Consider the following 17,160-nt stretch of genomic DNA (forward strand, 5'->3'; position numbering starts at 1 on the left):
GGAGCGAGTCGTCACGTCCCCCGCGGCCTCGGCGGTTGTCACCACGCGATCACGGCGCCGGACGGCGGGCGAGGAAGACGAACTCCCTCCCCGGCCGGTCGGGGGCGTCGCGCACCTCCTTCACCGCATACCCGTGCGCGCGCAGGGCCGCCTCGACTTCCTGCCGGTCACGAAACCGCAGCGTCGAATCCGACGTCAGCACCTTCCCGTTGGCGGTGAACACATAGGTCCAGCGGAATGTCACCAATGGCCCGTCGACGTCGATCAGGTCGACCCAGCTCTCCACCGGGCCGGCACCCGGGACCTCCGCCACGCTGTACGAGGCCTTGCGATTCCACGCCTCCCAGGCGCGCTGGGACGGATCGCGGGTCTCGAATGCCAGATGACCGCCCGGACGAAGTGCCTCGCGGACTCCCGTCAGTGTCTGCCGCCACGCCCGTGGATCGACGATGGCCTGGGCGACGTTCGCCGTCATGGTGGCGAGGTCGGCTTGGAGCGGGGGGAGTGCTGTCGCATCACCGCAGATCCAGCGGACGCGATCGCCGCCCGGTTTGGCCTTGGCCACATCGAGGGAGGCACGGGCGGGATCCACACCGACGACCTCGATCCCGCGATCGGCCAGCAGGAGCGCCAACACGCCTGTGCCACAGCCGATGTCCAGCACGCGACGGGCACCGAGCTCCGCTGTGAGGTGCAGGTATGTATCCAGGTCGCGGCGATCGGGATCGAGCGGATCGTAGAGAGCGGCCAGTCGTGGGTCTCGGAAGGATTCGTCGGCCATGCGTCTGAAGGTAGTCAAGGACAACAGCCGCCGCGGTGAAAGGACTTGACGGGGGTGCAGCGTGATGGTGCAGTGGATCATCCACTCAGTCACTGGCTCACCCGGCCCCGCCGGGTGGCGCAAGGGCAACTGCCCGCCCCGGGAGGGAAATCGTGGAGACGCTGCCCCGTGAGACCGTCGTCGACGTCCTGGAGAACCGGCTGCGAGAGGCGATCCTCACCGGCCGCTACCCCGCCGGCGACTACCTGCCCACCGAGCGCCGGCTGGCGGAGCGGTACGGCGTCAACCGCACCACCCTCAAGCACGCCTACGGCCGCCTCCTCCAGGCCGGTCTGCTGGAGACGCGGCACGGTGTGGGCACCCGGGTGTGCGACTTCCTGCGCCTCGGAGGTGCCGATCTGCTGCCGATGTTGGTGAGGCACAGCCCGGACTGGATCGGTGAGATCTTCGAAGTGCGGCGCAGTGTCGGTGTGTTGATCGCCGAGCGGGCCGCCGCACGGTCGCAGGCCGCGCAGCACGCCGAGCTCCGCGAGCTGCTGGCGGCCGTCCGTACGGCCGAGAGCGGCGACGCCGTACAGCTCGCGGACATCGAGGTGCACCGCGCGCTGGCCCGCGCCACCGGCAACCGCGTCTATGTGCTGCTGACCAACACCCTCTTCCAGGCCTATCTGCCGGTCCGCTCCGCTCTGGTACGGCCCTTCACCGACCCGGACGCCGCGCACGCCCGGCTGGCGCCCCTGGTCGAGGCGGTGGCGGCGGGCGACTCGGGAGCTGCGCGCACCGCCGCCGAGAGCTATCTGACCGCCACCGAACGGATCATGCTGGAGGAGCTCGCATGAGCGACGGCGACAGTGTCCGCGGCACTACCTTCACCGAGACGATGCTCGGCGGCGCCCGGATCGACGGCGAGGACGGGACCCGGCGGGCCCGGCTCGATCTGCGGGTGGCGGCGCGGGAAGTACTGCGTCCGCTGGGGACGACGAAGGCCAGGCTGAGCGGACGCCTACGCATCGCCGGATGGGCCGACGACCCGTACGTCACGGGCGAGATGGAGATCTCGCCGTTCGCCCGGCGCCGTATCCGCTACCGGCTGGCCTTCACCGCGCAAGGGCGCAGGCTGACCCTGGACGGCTGGAAATCCGTCTCGCTGCGCCACCCCGTCCGCTCGATGACGGTCCTGCCCTACACGCTCCACGACGGAGCAGAGCGGGTCGGCACCGGCACCCTGCGCTTCCCCCTGGCCACCGGCCTGGCCCCCTTCCTGGGCAGCGTCCGCTTTCCGCGCCGCGAGGACGGCAGCCGGCACCTGGCGCCGCGCTGGCGCGGAGAGCCCGGCCGCACCGAGGTCTGGTACACCACCGTCACGGACCCGGCGACCGGCCACGGCCTGTGGCTGCACCACGAGCTGACCGCGCCCACCGACGGTTCACCGCCCTTCGTGCACGGCTGGGCCGCCGTCTTCCCCCGTCCGGAACCGGACGGTCCGCAGGGCGCGGTGCGGCACGTGCGCTTCGGCCCCGAGCCCTGGCGCGGCGGCCGGGACGGCTTCCGTGCGGACGGCATCGTCGCCCGTGCCGGTCATCTCGGAGGTGCGGCCGGTGACTTTCGCTGGGAGCTGACCGAACACCCCGAGGACGGCCCGCTGTTCACCTTCCCCCGCTGGTCCTGGCGCCGCCCCCGGCTGCCCGCCGCGCAGATGCTCCCGGCGGCCCGCGCCTCGTACGACGGCACGGTCACCTACGGGGGAGAGAAACTGGCCCTTCGGGGTGCGCCGGGCGCCTCCGCCCGTATCTACGGGCACGGCAACGCGCGCCGCTGGGCCTGGTTGCACGCGGATCTCGGCGAGGGCGACGTACTGGAGATCGTCGCCGCGGTCTCGATGCGACCGGGACTGCGCCGACTGCCGCCGCTGGTCTTCCTGCGGCTGCGCCGCGGCGGCCGCACCTGGCCCCGGCGGGCGGAGCGCGCCGCGCTCGGCTGGGCGGGACCCGGCCGCTTCCGCGCCGCCCTCGGGCGTCCGGACTGGAGCGTCACAGGACGCGCCGGGCTGCGCCGTGTCCGGGTCGAGGTGAGCCTGCCCGCCGAACGCACCCTGCGGCTCGACTACGCGGACCCCGACGGCAGTCCGGCCGTCTGCCACAACAGCGAGACCGCCGACGCCGTCGTCCGCCTGGAACGCTGGTGGGGCCGCTGGCGCCCGGAGGCGGAGTGGCTCCTCGAAGGAACCGCGCATGCGGAGGTGGGGGAGCGATGAGCACCGCCGGACTCGTCGCCGCCCTCCTCGCCGACGACGGCAGCGAACGCTGGCCGGCCAAGGTGCCCCGCCGGCTCGACGACGTCCTGGCCTCGATGCCCGCGCCGGCCCGCGCCGGGGTGCACGGCGCCGCACGGGCCGTCGACGCCTATGCGCTGGCCCGCACGGGACGCCCGCTCGCCGCCCTCGGCCCGGTGGAGCGCGACCGGCTGATGACTGCGCTCGCCGCCCGGCCGCGCCTGGCCCCGCTGCTGGACCTGCTGAAGGTTCCGGTGCTGCTGGCCGCGGGCACGGAGCGGATGCTCGACGACCGGGCCCGCGCGGGGCGGGGTGCCGGTGCCGGGGGAGCGCTGCCGCTCGCCTTCGCACCGCCGCGCGACCCGCCGCTGGACTGCACAGCGGCGCAACACTGGCCCGCGCGCAGCACCGCGGACGCGGTGGTGATCGGTTCCGGCGCCGGAGGCGCCATGGCGGCGCGGGTCCTGGCCCGGACCGGATTGCGTACCGTCGTCCTGGAAGAGGGGGACCACCACACCACCGCCTCCTTCGGACGGCGCACGCCCCTGGAACGGTTCACGGACCTCTACCGCGACGGCGGGGCCACCGTGGCGGCCGGCCGCCCGCCACTGCTGCTGCCCACGGGGCGGGCCGTGGGCGGGACCACCCTCGTCAACTCCGGCACCTGTTACCGGACCCCGGACCATGTGCTGGAGCGCTGGCGTACCGCCTTCGGTCTCGACCTCGCCGACGGCTTCGGGGCGCATCTCGACGAGGCGGAGCGCACCCTGGGCGTGGCCGCCCAGCCCCTCGACGTCCTCGGCAACAACGGCCTGCTCACCCTCGCCGGGGCGGAACGCCTCGGCTGGCGCGCCGCACCGCTGCGCCGCAACGCCCCTGGCTGCCAGGGCTCCTGTCAGTGCGTCGTGGGCTGCCCCAACGGCGCCAAGCAGAGCGTGCAGTTGTCGGTGCTGCCGGACGCCTGCGCCGCCGGAGCCCGGATCGTCACCGGGGCCCGGGTGCGGCGGATTCTGGTGGACGCCGACCGACCCGGCGGTCCGAGGGCGGCGGGGGTGTCCGTCCAGCGTCCGGAGGGTGGTGACCTGGAGATTCTCAGCCCGCTGGTGGTGGTAGCGACAGGCGCCCTTCAGTCGCCACCGCTGCTGCGGCGCTCCGGGCTGGGCGCCCACCCACGGCTCGGCCGAAATCTCAGCGTCCATCCGGCGACCAGCGTGGCGGGCCGCTTCGCCGAGCCGGTGACCGCCTGGGAGGGGGTGTTGCAGAGCGTCGGTGTCGAGGAGCTGCACCGGGGCGGGATCCTCATCGAGGCGACCGCCACCCCACCGGGCATGGGCAGCTTCGTCCTGCCGGGCGTGGGCCGCGAGCTGCGCCGCGAACTGGACACCGCCGACCGGCTGGCCACCCTCGGCGCCATGATCGCGGACCGCCCTGCGGGCCGGGTCCTGGGCCGGGACCGCACCGTACTCCGCTACGACCTCGACCCCCGCGATGCGGGCCGCCTGATGACCGCGGTACGGGCCATGGGCGAACTGCTCTTCGCAGCCGGCGCCCAGGAGGTACTGACCGGCATCCCCACCGCACCGCGCGCCCGCTCCCTGGCCGAGCTGTCCGCACTGCTGGACGGGGTGAGCGCCCGCGGGCTCCACCTCTCGGCCTTCCATCCCACCGGAACCGTGGCCGCGGGGGCGGACCCCCACCGATGCCCCGCCGACGGGGCAGGCCGCCTGCGCGGCGTCCACGGGGTCCTGATCGCCGACGGCTCGCTGCTCCCCAGCTGCCCCGAAGTGAACCCACAGTTGAGCATCATGGCGGCGGCCCTGGGCGTCGCGGAGCGAGCGGTGGGGGCGGGGTGAGGGCGCCGGTGAGCGGGGGCCGGGGAGCAGGGGACCGCCTGACGTGAACGCCGCTTCCCGGCGGGGCCCGGGGCCCGGCGACGTGTCCGGCGGATCTCGGTTGATCCATAGGAGTGCACTGACCGGAGCCTCGTCATTTCGCTGCCTGACGAGCCTGTGCACGGACATACGGTGGTGGGCCGGAACAGGTGGTGGCCACCGGACAACAGCCAGGCCGGGAGTAGCGATGCGTCCAACCAATCTCACCGGGGAGTCGGCCGACTACGTCAGCGCCCGTGAGGAGCTGCAACAAGCCGAGATCGAGCTGATGCGCCATCGCGAACGCGTCGCCGAGCTGCGTCGCCGGTTGCCGCTGGGCCCCGTCGTCGAGGACTACACGTTCGAGGAGGGCCCTGCCGATCTTCAGGCCGGGGACGCGCCGACGCGGACCGTGCGCCTGGGCGACCTGTTCACTCGCCCCGGGCGTGATCTGGTCGTCTACCACCTCATGTACGGCAAGGAGCAGACCGATCCGTGCCCCATGTGCACGATGTGGTGCGATGGCTTCAACGGAGTGGCCCACCACGTCGCGCAGAACGTCGACCTCGCGATCGTCGCCGCAGCCGACCTGCCCACGCTCCGCGCGCACGCCCGAGACCGGGAGTGGACGAATCTGCGGCTGCTCAGCGCCGGGTCCAGTTCCTTCAAGTACGACCTGGGCAGCGAGGACGCCGAGGGCAACCAGGACTCGACGGTCTCGGTGTTCACCCGCGACGACAACGGGTCGGTGCGTCACGTCTACTCGGGCCACCCCCGGATGTCCGACGACATCGACCAACGAGGCATCGACCTGCTCAGCCCGGTGTGGCACCTCCTCGACCTCACCCGCCGAGGCCGGGGGGACTGGTTCGCCGCGCTCCGTTACTAGGTGTTTCGACCCGCAGGGTCGTTCCCGCGGCTGACGGGGTCCCGGCTCGTCATCTGCCGGCCTTGTTGGCGCAGTCGATGCAGGTCCTCGCCGTCGGGCGGGCGGTGAGCCGTCCTGAGGAGATCGGCCCGCCGCAGCGCTCACAGCTGCCGTAGGCGCCGCTGGCGATCCGCTGGGCGGCTCGATCGAGGTCGTCCAGGTCGGCGTGTGCCTGCTTCAACATGTCACGCAGGTGGGCCCGTTCGAACGCGACCGTGGCTCCCTCGGGGTCGTGCTCGTCGTCGTTGGCCGTCAGGCTCGCCGCCTCTACGACCCCGTCCCACAGGCGCGTCAACGAGCCGATCAGCCGCTCGGTACTGGCCCGGTCCTCCGCGATCCGCTCTGCCGCGGCCGCCCATTGTGCGGGCGAGCCCCCTGTGCTCTCGGTACGGTCCTCCACGCCAGAACACAACAAAGTGGGTGATCCGCTTATTCCGGCCTCCCTCGTCCCCCCATAATCCTCCTTTCCCCGATATCCGGGATTTCCGTGCCCCGCCGGCCCCTTCCCACGGTCGCCGTCCGCGCCATGCACGACGCACGACGGAGAACTCCCGTGCCCGAACTTGATGTGACTGATGGGGCGCGGCGGCGAGCCTCTTTGGCGTCTTCTGAGCTGTCTGTACCGTCAGCCCGGCGAGGGGGGCGACCACATGCGATGAGGAGCCCGGACCGTGACTGCCGTTCAGCAGACGGAATCGTTGCAACCAGCCAGGCGGCGGAAGAGTGCCGGACGGGTGGTGGTGGATTGGCTGACGACCACCGACCACAAGACCATCGGCACGCTCTATCTGAGTACGTCGTTCGGATTCTTCCTGGTCGGCGGTCTTCTGGCGCTGGCCATTCGGGCGGAGCTCGCCCGCCCGGGTCTTCAGATTCTCTCGAACGAGCAGTTCAACCAGGCCTTCACGATGCACGGCACCATCATGCTGCTGATCTTCGCGACGCCGCTGTTCGCCGGGTTCGCGAACTGGATCATGCCCTTGCAGATCGGCGCGCCTGATGTGGCCTTCCCGCGGCTCAACATGTTCGCCTACTGGCTCTACCTGTTCGGTTCCCTGATCGCGCTGTGCGCCTTCATCACACCGGAGGGGGCCGCCGATTTCGGCTGGACCGCGTACACCCCGCTGTCGGGTCCTCTCCGTACCCCCGGAATCGGTGGCGACCTGTGGGTGATGGGCCTGGCCTTTTCCGGATTCGGAACGATCCTGGGGTCGGTCAACTTCATCACGACGATCATCTGTATGCGCGCGCCCGGCATGACGATGTTCCGGATGCCGATCTTCACCTGGAACATCCTGCTGACGGCCGTGCTCGTGCTGTTCGCCTTTCCCGTTCTGGCCGCCGCGCTGCTGGTGCTGGAGGCGGACCGGAAATTCGGCGCGCATGTCTTCGACCCCGCGAACGGGGGCTCGCTGCTCTGGCAGCACCTCTTCTGGTTCTTCGGCCACCCCGAGGTGTACATCATCGCGCTGCCGTTCTTCGGCATCGTCACCGAGATCTTCCCGGTGTTCAGTCGTAAGCCGATCTTCGGCTATATCGGACTCATCGCGGCGACGATCTCCATCGCGGGGCTGTCGGTCACCGTCTGGGCTCACCACATGTTCGTGACCGGTGCGGTACTTCTGCCGTACTTCTCCTTCATGTCCTTCCTCATCGCGGTACCCACCGGAGTGAAGTTCTTCAACTGGGTCGGCACGATGTGGCACGGCTCGCTGTCCTTCGAGACACCCATGCTCTGGTCGATCGGGTTCCTGGTGACCTTTCTCTTCGGCGGACTCACCGGCGTTCTGCTGGCCTCGCCGCCGATGGACTTCCATGTGTCCGATTCGTACTTCGTCGTCGCCCACTTCCACTACACCGTGTTCGGCACCGTGGTCTTCGCGATGTTCGCCGGCTTCTACTTCTGGTGGCCCAAGTTCAGCGGCAAAATGCTCGACGAAAGACTCGGGAAAATCCACTTCTGGACCCTCTTCATCGGTTTCCACCTCACCTTTCTCATCCAGCACTGGCTCGGCGTCGAAGGCATGCCGCGCCGCTATGCGGACTATCTGGCGTCCGATGGCTTCACCACGCTGAATACGATCTCCAGCATCGGCTCGTTCCTGCTGGGCCTCTCGGTGCTGCCGTTCCTCTACAACGTCTGGAAGACGGCGAAGTACGCCCCGAAGGTGACCGCCGACGACCCGTGGGGCTACGCACGCTCCCTCGAGTGGGCCACCTCGTGCCCGCCGCCGCGTCACAACTTCACCACGCTGCCCCGGGTCCGCTCCGAGTCGCCGGCCTTCGACCTGCATCATCCCGACGTCGCGGCCCTGGAAATCGCCAGGAAGGGCGCGCGGCGCGATGTGGTCGAACCGGAAGAGCCACATCACGGCGGCCGCCCCTCAGGGGACGAGCCGCGCTGAGCCGGCCGCGCCATGACCAACAGCCGAACGCCGGACAGTCGCACCGTCGAGGCGGGGATCGCCCGCATGGAGGGCTACCTCCTGTGGCAGGCGGAGATCGACCGCGCCCGCACCGACGCCGAAGCCTTCGTCGACGCCCTCGACTGGCCGACCTCCGCCCAACGGGAGGAGCTGGTGGCCCTCTTGGCCCGTCGCCAGCTCGATCTCTCACGGATGACCGTCACTCGCATCGCCACCCGCGCACGCCAGCTCCGCCGGGAGTACCAGCAGCGCTATGACTTCCTCAAACGGCGCGTCCTGGTCACCGCGTTGGCCCTGCTGGCGGTCCTGACGTTCCTCGACGTCCTGCTGCTGACCCACTGACCGGCGTCACGAACCGAGACGGGTCGTTGTGGTTGCCGGCCTCCCCGCGGCCACGGCCGAACGTCGGCTGGTGTCACGTCCACGAGGCCGTGGTCCGAGGAGCGTCGGGACCGGCGCACAGCACGGGTTCCATCCCTGCCGTATTCCTTTGAAACCGCCGGGGCTGCTTGCACCTCAGCCGGAGGAGGATGACGACCGGTATGTATGCCCTGTGGGGGAGCAGGACACGGCAATCAGGCTTCACGCGGAACCGCCGGGATTCGGGACGGTGTTCCGGGAAGACTCTGCAAGAACCCCAAGCGCGGCGCTACGGTCCGTAGAGCAACTGCGACACGGGGAGGGCAGGATGCTCGATCAGGCGTTGACCGCGCTGGCTGCGTCCGGCGGCACGGCAGTGGTGACAGCGGCAGGGACGGACGCATGGGCTGGACTGCGGCAGGCGGTGGCGCGCTGGTTCGGCCGGGGCAACGCGCAACGCGAGCAGGCCGAACTGGAGCGCCTGGACCAAACCGGGGCCGCCCTGCAGGCTGCCGCCCCGGCCGAAACCGAGCGGGCCCGGATCCGCATAGAGGCATCCTGGCAGGCCCGCATCGAGGCTGTGCTGGAAAGCCTGAACGAGGGCGAGCGTGACCAAGCCGCCGGCCAACTGCGCGACCTGCTCGCGCAACACGCCCCGTCGAACGCCGCGACTGCCGGGCCGGGTGGCCTGGCAGTGAGCGGCAACATGGACATCCGCGCAGACGGCGGCTCGATCGCGGCCGGGGTGATCCACGGAGGGGCGCACACCGGCACCCCTCCGGTGCCGGATCCGTCCCAGGGCTGAACGGACCGGCTACCACCAGCCCACCGCCCACCCCGACGCCTCCCACTCCTCAAGGACCGGGAAGCGTCACCGCGCACGCCCGCGACCACAGCCTGGCCGTCGGCTACGTTGCCGACGGCGGCCAAGTCGCCTACTACGCCGCGCCGCGACCTGCGGTGAGCTGGCCGCACCAGGTCGGAGTGTTGCCCCGGCAGGCCGACTGCTTCCAGGACCGCGCCGACGCCGAGCAGTTGGAGCAGGCAGTGACCCGCGGGAGCACGGCGGTGCCCTGCCAGGTGCTGGTCGGCATGGGTGGGGTCGGCAAGACTCAGCTCGCCGCCCACCATGCCCGCCAGGTATGGGCCAAGGGCGGTGTGGATCTGCTGGTGTGGATCAGCGCCACCACACGTGAGGCGGTCATTTCGGCCTACGCCCAGGCCGCCGCCGAGGTGCTCGGGTCCGACCTTGCCGACGCGGAACGCGCCGCGAGCGCATTCCTGGCCTGGCTGGAGCCCAAACCCGGTACCACCCAACAGCACTGGCTGATCGTGCTGGACGACGTCGCCGACCCTGCTGACCTGCGCGGCCTGTGGCCGCCCGCCGGCCCACACGGCCGAACGCTGGTAACCACCCGCCGCCGCGACGCTGCCCTGACCGGCAACCACCGGCGCCTGGTGTCGGTGGGCCTGTTCAGCTCCGATGAGGCAATCGCCTACCTCATCACCGCGCTGGCCTTGCACGGCCGCCAGGAACCGCGCGACCAGCTTGCTGCACTCGCTGCCGACCTCGGCCGTCTCCCCATGGCCCTGTCTCAGGCTGTCGCGTATCTCATCGATGCCCACCTGGACTGCGCCGCCTACCGTGCCCAGCTGGCCGACCGCACTTGTACCCTCACCGCGCTGCTGCCCGACCCCTCGGGGTTGCCCGACGACCAGGCCACCACCACGGCGGCTGCGTGGTCCCTGTCCATCGACCGTGCCGACCAGCTTCACCCCAGGGGCCTTGCTCGCCTCATGCTGCAGCTCGTCGCGATGCTCGACCCCAACGGCATCCCGGCCACCGTTTCGGCCAGCCCGCCGGTCCTCGCCTACCTTGACGAGTTCCGCATCGGCGCCTCACTTGAACAAACACATACGCAACAGGTCACTGAGCAAGACGCGGCCGGAGCGCTACGTGCACTCCATCGCCTGAACTTGATCGAGCACAGCCCGAACGTCCCCCATAGAGCCGTGCGGGTCCACCAACTCATACAACGCGCTGCCCGCGACGCCATGACTGACACGGACCGCGACGTCGCAGCCGTAGTCTCGGCCACGGCCCTGATAGCTGCCTGGCCCGAGACGGAGCGTGACACCACCCTGGCCCAGGCCCTGCGCGCCAACGCTGAAGCGCTCACCCGCCACGACGAGGGCCCCCTCTACCGGCTCGGTGATTTCGACGACGAGCTCGATGGCGTTCATCCGGTGCTCTTCCGTGCTGGCGAAAGTCTTGGCAAAGCCGGCCAGATCGACGCTGCCATGAAGCACCTTCAGCACGTTCTTGACACGGCATGCGCTCACCTTGGTCGAGATCACCCTGACACCCTCCACGCCGCACACGACCTGGCCCACTGGCTGGGCGAGTCCGGGGATTTCGCCGGCGCAGCCGCTGCCTACAAACGGCTACTGAAACAGGAGACACGGGCACTGGGCCGCAAACACGTCACCACTCTCGATACTGGCGTATCCCTCGCATACTGGCGTATGAAGGCTGGGGATGTTGTCAGCGCAGCTTCTACTTACAAGCGAGTCCTGAAGCAGATGATTCAGGTAAGAGGGCCGGATCACCCTCACGTCCTCAATCTCCGGCATAACCTGGCGTGGTGCCAGGGTGAAGCCGGCGATGCCGTTGGAGCCGCGGCCGCCTTGGAAGAACTGATGGAACAGGAATTGCAGGTGTTGGGGTCCGGAGACCCTCTGACCCTCAATACCCTGGGCGCCCTCGCTCGCTGGCGCGGGGAAGTCGGGGATCATGCTGGTGCTGTGGCCGCCTTGGAGTCCGTGGTGGACCAGAAGCTTCGGGTGATGGGGCCTGAGCACCCTGACACCCTCTCCGCACGACACAGTCTCGGGAGATGGCGTGCGATCGCCGGAGATATTGCCGGCGCCACAGCCGACCTTGAGAACCTGCTTGTCGACCGGCTACGTGTACTGGGCCCCGATCACCCCCATACCTTCGCCACCCGGAGCAATCTCGCCCACTTGCGAGGGCGGGAAGGGGATCCGGCCGGCGCCGCCGAAGCAACCGCTGAGCTGCTGGGGCAGATGCTGCGGTTATGGGGCGCCGACCACCCCCACACCATCCGCACCCGCAACAATCTCGCTTACTGGCGGACGAAGGCCGTAGAGGATCCAACCGCTCATCAATCGACCGATTGACAAGCAAGATCGGTTAGTGCGGGTGCATATCCGGACCAGCGCGAAATCGCGCCTGTAAGAAGTCATCTCACTTGGCCGGCCAGGTTGTTGGCCGTGGTGGGGATGGCTGAGCGGCTGGTGCCGGACGGGCTGTGAGAGCTGTTCCAGCGGGAGGCGCCGTCGCGGCCTCAAGGGGGTGGCCGGCGTCGCCATGGTGACCGGGAGGTCCTGGCGGCGATCGTGTTCGTGGACGAGCGCGCAAGGTGCTTTGCCGGAACAGCAAAGGGGCGATGGTGCCAGGTGCCGGCCCGGCCTCCGTCCCGGCCCCGGCCCCCGTCCCCGCCCCGGCGCCCGGCCCGGCCCGGCCCGTTCCGTTTCGGGAGGCAGCGTCACCCGTCCGGCCATAGCGTGAAGAGACGGGCGGAAAACTTCCCCGCAATGGAGCAAAGGGGTGATGCGCGATGACCGAGATGGCAGAGCGCGGGTCGCGGAAAGCCGGGGACCTGGGGCGGACGACCATCGCCGACGGTGTGGTCGCGAAGATCGCCTTCCTGGCAGCCGGTGAGGTGGTAGGGGTCCATGCCCTGGGCAGCGGGATTTCGAGATCGGTGGGGGCCCTGCGCAAGCGGGTACCCGGGGGCGGCACGACCAGCACGCACGGCGTCAAGGTCGAAGTCGGCGAGAAGCAGGCGGCGGTCGATCTGGACGTCGTCGTCGATTACGGCGAGGTCATCCCCGAGGTGGCGAAAGCCGTGCGCGAGAACGTGATTTCCTCGGTCCAGCGGATGACCGGTCTCGAAGTCGTGGAAGTCAATATCGCGGTCAGTGATGTATGGCTCCCCGAGGAGGAGGAAGAACCGGAACGGGTGCAGTAGGCGGCCCCGCGGCCGGCCCCTGAGGCCGGTCGGGCCGTGCCGGTGCGCCGGTCACCGTCCGGGAGCGGGGTCCGCGCTGCCCACACCGTCCGGCCCGGGAAGGGTGCAGACGGCGATGCCGCGTTCCTCGACGCTGCCCATGAGCAGGAGGTTTTCCGTCCGGCAGACACTGGTGACCATCCGGTACGGGGAGTTGACGGCGCGCAGGTCGCGGGCCGTGCGGCCGTCGGGCCGCAGCGCCAGCACGCGCACCGTCCGCTGCACGGGCGGGCGCAGCCGCAGCCGCTTGCACACCTGCCATGACATCCGCCGGACGACGCGCGGCATGCCGTGCAGCAGCTCCAGACCGGCCGTCCGCGGTGCCGCCAGGGCGACCCAGAGCGCACCGTCGGGGCCGTGGGAGAGGTTGTCGGGGTAGCCGGGCAGATCACCGGCCCAGGTGTCGGAGGTGCCGGCCCGCGGGCCGGTCAGCCGGTAGCGGCGAATGCGGCGCGCCCCGGTCTCGGCCACGACGAGGAAGGACTCGTCCGGGGCCAGGGCCACCCCGTTGGCGAACTGGAGCCCGTCCAACAGGACTTCGGGGGCCGTCGCCTCGGGCCGCAGGCGCAGCAGCTGCCCGGTTCCGGTGTGCTCCAGGAAGTCGCCCAGCCACTCGTCGAGGCCGTAGCGGCGGCTGGAGACGGTGAAGTAGAGCGTGCCGTCCGCGGCCGCGGCGACGTTGCTGGCGAACCGCAGGGGCGCTCCGGCCACCTCGTCGGCCAGGACGCGTACGGTGCCGTGCCGCGGGCTGATGCGCAGCAGTCCCCGCAGGGCGTCGCAGACGAGGAACTCGCCGCCCGCGAGGGGCTGAAGGCCGAGCGGCCGGCCACCGGTGTGTGCCACGACCTCCGCTCCCTCCTCCGCGCCCGACGCCGAGAGCCGCAGCCGCCAGATCGCGCCGTCCGCCGCGCCGGCGAGGAAGCTGCCGTCGGCGTCGGCCACCACATCCTCGGGGCCCTGGATCGCGGGGGCGACGATGCGGGACGCCGGGAGCGGCTGGGGGCCGCCCCTCCTGACGCCGGCCGCCAGCTGCCCGCTCATCGCGTTCCGCGGCGCCGGGCCGCCTTGACGCACCGCGTCATCTCCTCGGCGTACGGCAGTGCCACACAGACGCCGATACCGAGCCCGATGACGGCCAAGTAGCGGGCGGGCAGGGGGCTTTCCTTGGGCAGCAGCTTCCAGTCATCGGCACTGCGGCCGCCCCGCAGCGTGCCGCGGACCTGGTCGGCGTGCAGACAGCCGAGGAACGCCAGCGCGGTGAGCGGCAGGACCTCCAGAAAGCTGTGGATGTGCTGCTCCGTGGGGCGCACCTCCCGCTCGGTCGTCGCCAGATTCACGTCCCACAGCGCGGTGGCGCCGTGAAGCAGTGCCGCACCGCCCATGACCGACAGGACGAGGGGATTGACCTTGGCCAGCAGACCCATCGCGACGGGCACACCGGCTTCCGCCATCATCAGTGCATGGACCGCCGATTCACGGACCCCGGTGGTCTCCTCGATGCGGGTACGCCGGTGCATCACCCAGTCCGCCACCGACGGGACGAACCAGAGCGGCATCACGCCGTACATGAGGAACCGCCGGCTGGTGTCCTCCGCGTTGCGGGGGCGGCGGGGAACCGGGAGGTCGGAAGGGCGACGCCACTTTCGCCAGGCACGGGCGACCGGGCTGCGGTGCAGGTCCATCTCCCACCTTCACATCGTGCGGGTGGCGGCGACGTCCGACGCCGTCCGTACGCGCCGCGCGCATACGTCGGCAAGCCAAGCAGAAGCGGACGCATCCGGCATCCGGGGAATTCTCCGCGGCGGAGAAGGCCCTTACCGGAGGAGTGAGGAGTCCAGCCGTGCATGCAGCTGGTCCGGCCCGTCGTAGATCTCCCGCGCCCCGGCGTCGAGGAGTTCGTGACGGGAGAATCCGCCGCTGAGGACGCCCACACACGGCACGCCGGCCCGGGCGCCGGCCTTCATGTCCCAGACGGTGTCCCCGACGAAGACCGCGTGGCCGGCCTCGGTGCCGGCTTCCGCCAGGGCCCGTTCCACGAGGTCGGGGGCGGGTTTGCTGGCCTTGACGTCGTCGGCGCCGGCGACCGCGTGGAGGGCGTCCTCGGCGTCCAGGGCCTTGCGCATGGCGTCGAGTTCCGGGCCGCTCGCCGAGCTGGCGAGCACCACCGTCCAGCCGCGCCCGGCGCAGGCCCGCAGCAGCTCGGCGGCGCCGTCCAAGGGCGCCAGACGCGTCCAGTACTCGGCGTACAGCGTGGTGTGTGCCGCGCTGATGGAGGCGTCACGGTCACGGTCGCGGTCCGCTCCCAGCAGATGGTCGAGGAGATGGTCGGCGCCCATGCCGACGGACCGGTGGATCGAGGCCATCGGCACCCGGTGGCCGGCCTGGCGGAACGCCTCCCACCAGGTCACGGTGTGCAGATAGGTGCTGTCCACCAGGGTGCCGTCCACATCGAACAGCACGGCTCTGCGCGGTGTTGCCGTCACCGGTCCACGCCTGAAGTCATGAGGGCCGCTCCTTCGGAGATATGCGGAGGTCAGTGCATCCGACGGCTAGGAACCGCGCCGGGAGCCGCTCCCGTCGTCCTTCAGCTCATGCGGTGTGCGCCGTTGGTCCGTTCGGGGGAGCTCTTCGGGCTCGCGACTCTCGACGACATCGCCCACGGGCCCGCCCTCCGGCAGTCGTGGCTGCTCCTCTGGCGTGGGCGGGGCCGGTGCGCGGGCCTTGAGGCGGCGTCCCCAGGCGAAGGCCGCAAGGATGACGGCGACGAGGAGCACGCCGACGAGGACGAGCAGGGCGCCGCTGGACATGTGAGGAGCGGCGAGCTGTTCGGGCACGGTCGTTGCATCCATATCCAGATTCTCCATGCGGCCCGGGTACCCGGCACGGTGGGAATGACGCGCAGACCGTGGCGGCTCAAGGGCCTGATCCGAACGACAGGTCCTAAGCCCTTTCCGACGGGCCGTGCGGCAGGCGGGCCACTTCGGGGGTTTCCGTGTCCAGCGGTACCGACCAGGAGCTGAGCAGACCCAGCTGTACCCCGTGGCGCGGCAACACGGCCTCCAGGAGCCAGTCGGCGGCCACCCGGACGCGGTTGTCCGGCATCGCCATGAGGTGGTAGGCGCGGGTGAGGGCGCCGGCGAGCGGGCCGGAGAGCGGGATGTGCAGGGGGTTCGCCGCGGCCTGGACACCGCCGAGGTCGACCATGAACCCCAGATCGCGGTGTTCGTACGCGCGCGGTGAGCCCTGGCCGCAGGACGCCGCCACATTGTGTGCCGCGACCTTGCCCTGCCGCTGGGCGTGCTGGGCGGTCATCGGCGTCACCTCGCCGGGCCGGGTCAGGTCCGGAACGGCCGCGGCATCACCGCAGGCGAACACCTCGGGCCGGCCGGGGACGCCCAGGAACTTGTCCACGCACAGCCGTCCCTTGTCGGTGGGCAGCCCCAGCGAGTGAACCAGCGGGTCGGGCCGTACGCCGACACACCAGATCAGGGAGCGGCTGTGGAGGAACTCGCCGTCGTCGAGCAGTACGCCGTCCGGGGTCGCCTCCTTGACGGACGTGCGGGTGCGGACATCGACGCCGCGGGAGCGCAGGACCCGGTCGGCAGTGCGCGACAGCCGTTCGTCGAGACCGGGCAGCAGCCGGTCGGCGACGTCCAGCAGCAGCCAGCGGGGGCGTGGGCCGTCCCGCAGTCCCGTGTTCTGCCGGGCCAGGTCATCGGTGAACAGCACGCCGTGGGCGGCGACTTCGGTGCCGGTGTATCCGGCACCCACCACCACGAAGGTGGTCCTGGCGGCCCGTTCGGCCGGGTCCTCGGCCGCACCCGCCAGTTCGATCTGGCGGGTGATGTGGTCGCGGAGGTACAGCGCTTCGGGCATGCCGCGGAAGCCGTGGGCATGCTCGGCGACCCCGGGGACGGGCAGCAGCTTGTTGACGCTGCCGACGGTCAGGACCAGACGGTCGTAGGACAGGGAGCCTTCCTGGTCCTCGGGGTCGGTGTAGCTCACCCGACGGGCGTCGAAGTCCACGTCGTGGGCATGCCCGAGGACGAGCCGGACACCCGGCAAGGTCCCGGTGAGCGATACCGCCACCCGCCGGGGTTCGAGAATCCCGGCCGCCACTTCCGGCAGCAACGGCACATACAGAAAGTAGTCATGGGGGTTGAGGAGCACGATCTCGGCGGCTCCCTTGGCCAGCCGGGAGAGCGTGCGGGCACATTCGTAACCGGCGAAACCGGCTCCGACGATCACGATCCGAGGACGACGTCGCTGCACGTGGACTCCCGCGGTCGAGGGGGGTGCTCAAGCGCTGGGCCGCACGACGGTCACGGTCCGCTGTGGACGGACGGCCCGCGCAGATGCACCGGTCGAAGAGGTCGTGCTCTGTCGGCTTACCGGTGAGCGGCCGGGTACACATCGTGGTGGCGCTTC

The 17,160-nt window shown here is 70.5% G+C and carries 16 protein-coding genes; 9 read left to right on the top strand and 7 right to left on the bottom strand.

Annotated elements, in window-relative coordinates; genetic code table 11:
• Window positions 1-49: 49 nt before the first annotated feature.
• Window positions 50-781, bottom strand: coding sequence for a class I SAM-dependent methyltransferase (locus K7C20_RS32865; RefSeq protein WP_030080031.1), 732 nt, complete (start codon window positions 779-781; stop codon window positions 50-52).
• 152 nt (window positions 782-933) lie between these two features.
• On the opposite strand from K7C20_RS32865, the gene K7C20_RS32870 reads away from it, so the two are divergent.
• The 4 genes from K7C20_RS32870 to K7C20_RS32885 all read left to right on the top strand — a co-directional run bounded on the left by K7C20_RS32870 (window position 934) and on the right by K7C20_RS32885 (window position 5,813).
• Window positions 934-1,620 (top strand): FadR/GntR family transcriptional regulator, encoded by a 687-nt coding sequence (locus K7C20_RS32870; protein ID WP_053209020.1) that lies wholly within the window; start codon window positions 934-936, stop codon window positions 1,618-1,620.
• Window positions 1,617-3,035: a hypothetical protein gene (locus tag K7C20_RS32875; RefSeq protein ID WP_209443882.1), complete on the top strand. Its 1,419-nt coding sequence runs from the start codon at window positions 1,617-1,619 to the stop codon at window positions 3,033-3,035. Before K7C20_RS32870 ends, K7C20_RS32875 begins: the two co-directional genes overlap by 4 nt.
• Window positions 3,032-4,906 (top strand): GMC family oxidoreductase N-terminal domain-containing protein, encoded by a 1,875-nt coding sequence (locus K7C20_RS32880; protein ID WP_053209021.1) that lies wholly within the window; start codon window positions 3,032-3,034, stop codon window positions 4,904-4,906. Before K7C20_RS32875 ends, K7C20_RS32880 begins: the two co-directional genes overlap by 4 nt.
• A gap of 226 nt (window positions 4,907-5,132) precedes the next feature.
• On the top strand, window positions 5,133-5,813 hold the full coding sequence (locus K7C20_RS32885) for a DUF899 family protein (protein WP_030080025.1): 681 nt from the start codon (window positions 5,133-5,135) through the stop codon (window positions 5,811-5,813).
• 49 nt (window positions 5,814-5,862) lie between these two features.
• Here the strand turns inward: K7C20_RS32885 and K7C20_RS32890 are convergent, their stop codons facing one another.
• The gene (locus tag K7C20_RS32890; protein ID WP_053209022.1) at window positions 5,863-6,252 is read right to left on the bottom strand and encodes a TraR/DksA family transcriptional regulator; all 390 of its coding nucleotides are present in this window, start codon (window positions 6,250-6,252) and stop codon (window positions 5,863-5,865) included.
• 271 nt (window positions 6,253-6,523) lie between these two features.
• Between K7C20_RS32890 and ctaD the strand changes: the two genes are divergently transcribed.
• The 5 genes from ctaD to K7C20_RS32915 all read left to right on the top strand — a co-directional run bounded on the left by ctaD (window position 6,524) and on the right by K7C20_RS32915 (window position 12,693).
• Window positions 6,524-8,257 (top strand): aa3-type cytochrome oxidase subunit I, encoded by a 1,734-nt coding sequence (gene ctaD / locus K7C20_RS32895; protein WP_053209023.1) that lies wholly within the window; start codon window positions 6,524-6,526, stop codon window positions 8,255-8,257.
• A 12-nt stretch (window positions 8,258-8,269) separates the two neighbouring features.
• On the top strand, window positions 8,270-8,620 hold the full coding sequence (locus K7C20_RS32900; protein ID WP_048829255.1) for a hypothetical protein: 351 nt from the start codon (window positions 8,270-8,272) through the stop codon (window positions 8,618-8,620).
• Window positions 8,621-8,966: 346 nt separating this feature from the next.
• Window positions 8,967-9,443, top strand: a complete 477-nt coding sequence (locus K7C20_RS32905; protein WP_030080017.1) for a hypothetical protein — start codon at window positions 8,967-8,969, stop codon at window positions 9,441-9,443.
• A gap of 179 nt (window positions 9,444-9,622) precedes the next feature.
• Window positions 9,623-11,839, top strand: a complete 2,217-nt coding sequence (gene fxsT / locus K7C20_RS32910) for an FxSxx-COOH system tetratricopeptide repeat protein (protein ID WP_063781272.1) — start codon at window positions 9,623-9,625, stop codon at window positions 11,837-11,839.
• A gap of 440 nt (window positions 11,840-12,279) precedes the next feature.
• Window positions 12,280-12,693: an Asp23/Gls24 family envelope stress response protein gene (locus K7C20_RS32915; protein WP_030080011.1), complete on the top strand. Its 414-nt coding sequence runs from the start codon at window positions 12,280-12,282 to the stop codon at window positions 12,691-12,693.
• A gap of 51 nt (window positions 12,694-12,744) precedes the next feature.
• Here K7C20_RS32915 and K7C20_RS32920 read toward each other — a convergent pair whose 3' ends face one another.
• The 5 genes from K7C20_RS32920 to K7C20_RS32940 form a co-directional block, all read right to left on the bottom strand.
• Window positions 12,745-13,773, bottom strand: coding sequence for an SMP-30/gluconolactonase/LRE family protein (locus K7C20_RS32920; protein ID WP_053208725.1), 1,029 nt, complete (start codon window positions 13,771-13,773; stop codon window positions 12,745-12,747).
• Window positions 13,770-14,414: a diguanylate cyclase gene (locus K7C20_RS32925; protein WP_030080004.1), complete on the bottom strand. Its 645-nt coding sequence runs from the start codon at window positions 14,412-14,414 to the stop codon at window positions 13,770-13,772. The genes K7C20_RS32920 and K7C20_RS32925 overlap by 4 nt, the downstream gene beginning before the upstream one ends.
• 132 nt (window positions 14,415-14,546) lie before the next feature.
• Window positions 14,547-15,215 (bottom strand): HAD family hydrolase, encoded by a 669-nt coding sequence (locus K7C20_RS32930; RefSeq protein WP_030080001.1) that lies wholly within the window; start codon window positions 15,213-15,215, stop codon window positions 14,547-14,549.
• Window positions 15,216-15,281: 66 nt separating this feature from the next.
• Window positions 15,282-15,581 (bottom strand): DUF6479 family protein, encoded by a 300-nt coding sequence (locus K7C20_RS32935; RefSeq protein ID WP_048829254.1) that lies wholly within the window; start codon window positions 15,579-15,581, stop codon window positions 15,282-15,284.
• Between the two features lie 91 nt (window positions 15,582-15,672).
• A complete protein-coding gene (locus K7C20_RS32940) occupies window positions 15,673-16,980 on the bottom strand; it encodes an NAD(P)/FAD-dependent oxidoreductase (protein ID WP_030079998.1) in 1,308 nt (435 codons plus the stop codon).
• Window positions 16,981-17,160 lie beyond the last annotated feature (180 nt).

Source organism: Streptomyces decoyicus (assembly GCF_019880305.1).
In the GTDB taxonomy this organism is placed as follows: Bacteria; Actinomycetota; Actinomycetes; order Streptomycetales; family Streptomycetaceae; genus Streptomyces; species Streptomyces decoyicus.

Excerpts from the sequence above, each read along its gene's own strand:
- K7C20_RS32865 (WP_030080031.1), bottom strand. The coding sequence starts at position 781 with ATGGCCGACGAATCCTTCCGAGACCCACGACTGGCCGCTCTCTACGAT.
- K7C20_RS32875 (WP_209443882.1), top strand. The coding sequence starts at position 1,617 with ATGAGCGACGGCGACAGTGTCCGCGGCACTACCTTCACCGAGACGATG.
- K7C20_RS32880 (WP_053209021.1), top strand. The coding sequence starts at position 3,032 with ATGAGCACCGCCGGACTCGTCGCCGCCCTCCTCGCCGACGACGGCAGC.
- K7C20_RS32885 (WP_030080025.1), top strand. The coding sequence starts at position 5,133 with ATGCGTCCAACCAATCTCACCGGGGAGTCGGCCGACTACGTCAGCGCC.
- K7C20_RS32900 (WP_048829255.1), top strand. The coding sequence starts at position 8,270 with ATGACCAACAGCCGAACGCCGGACAGTCGCACCGTCGAGGCGGGGATC.
- K7C20_RS32905 (WP_030080017.1), top strand. The coding sequence starts at position 8,967 with ATGCTCGATCAGGCGTTGACCGCGCTGGCTGCGTCCGGCGGCACGGCA.
- K7C20_RS32915 (WP_030080011.1), top strand. The coding sequence starts at position 12,280 with ATGACCGAGATGGCAGAGCGCGGGTCGCGGAAAGCCGGGGACCTGGGG.
- K7C20_RS32920 (WP_053208725.1), bottom strand. The coding sequence starts at position 13,773 with ATGAGCGGGCAGCTGGCGGCCGGCGTCAGGAGGGGCGGCCCCCAGCCG.
- K7C20_RS32925 (WP_030080004.1), bottom strand. The coding sequence starts at position 14,414 with ATGGACCTGCACCGCAGCCCGGTCGCCCGTGCCTGGCGAAAGTGGCGT.
- K7C20_RS32935 (WP_048829254.1), bottom strand. The coding sequence starts at position 15,581 with ATGGATGCAACGACCGTGCCCGAACAGCTCGCCGCTCCTCACATGTCC.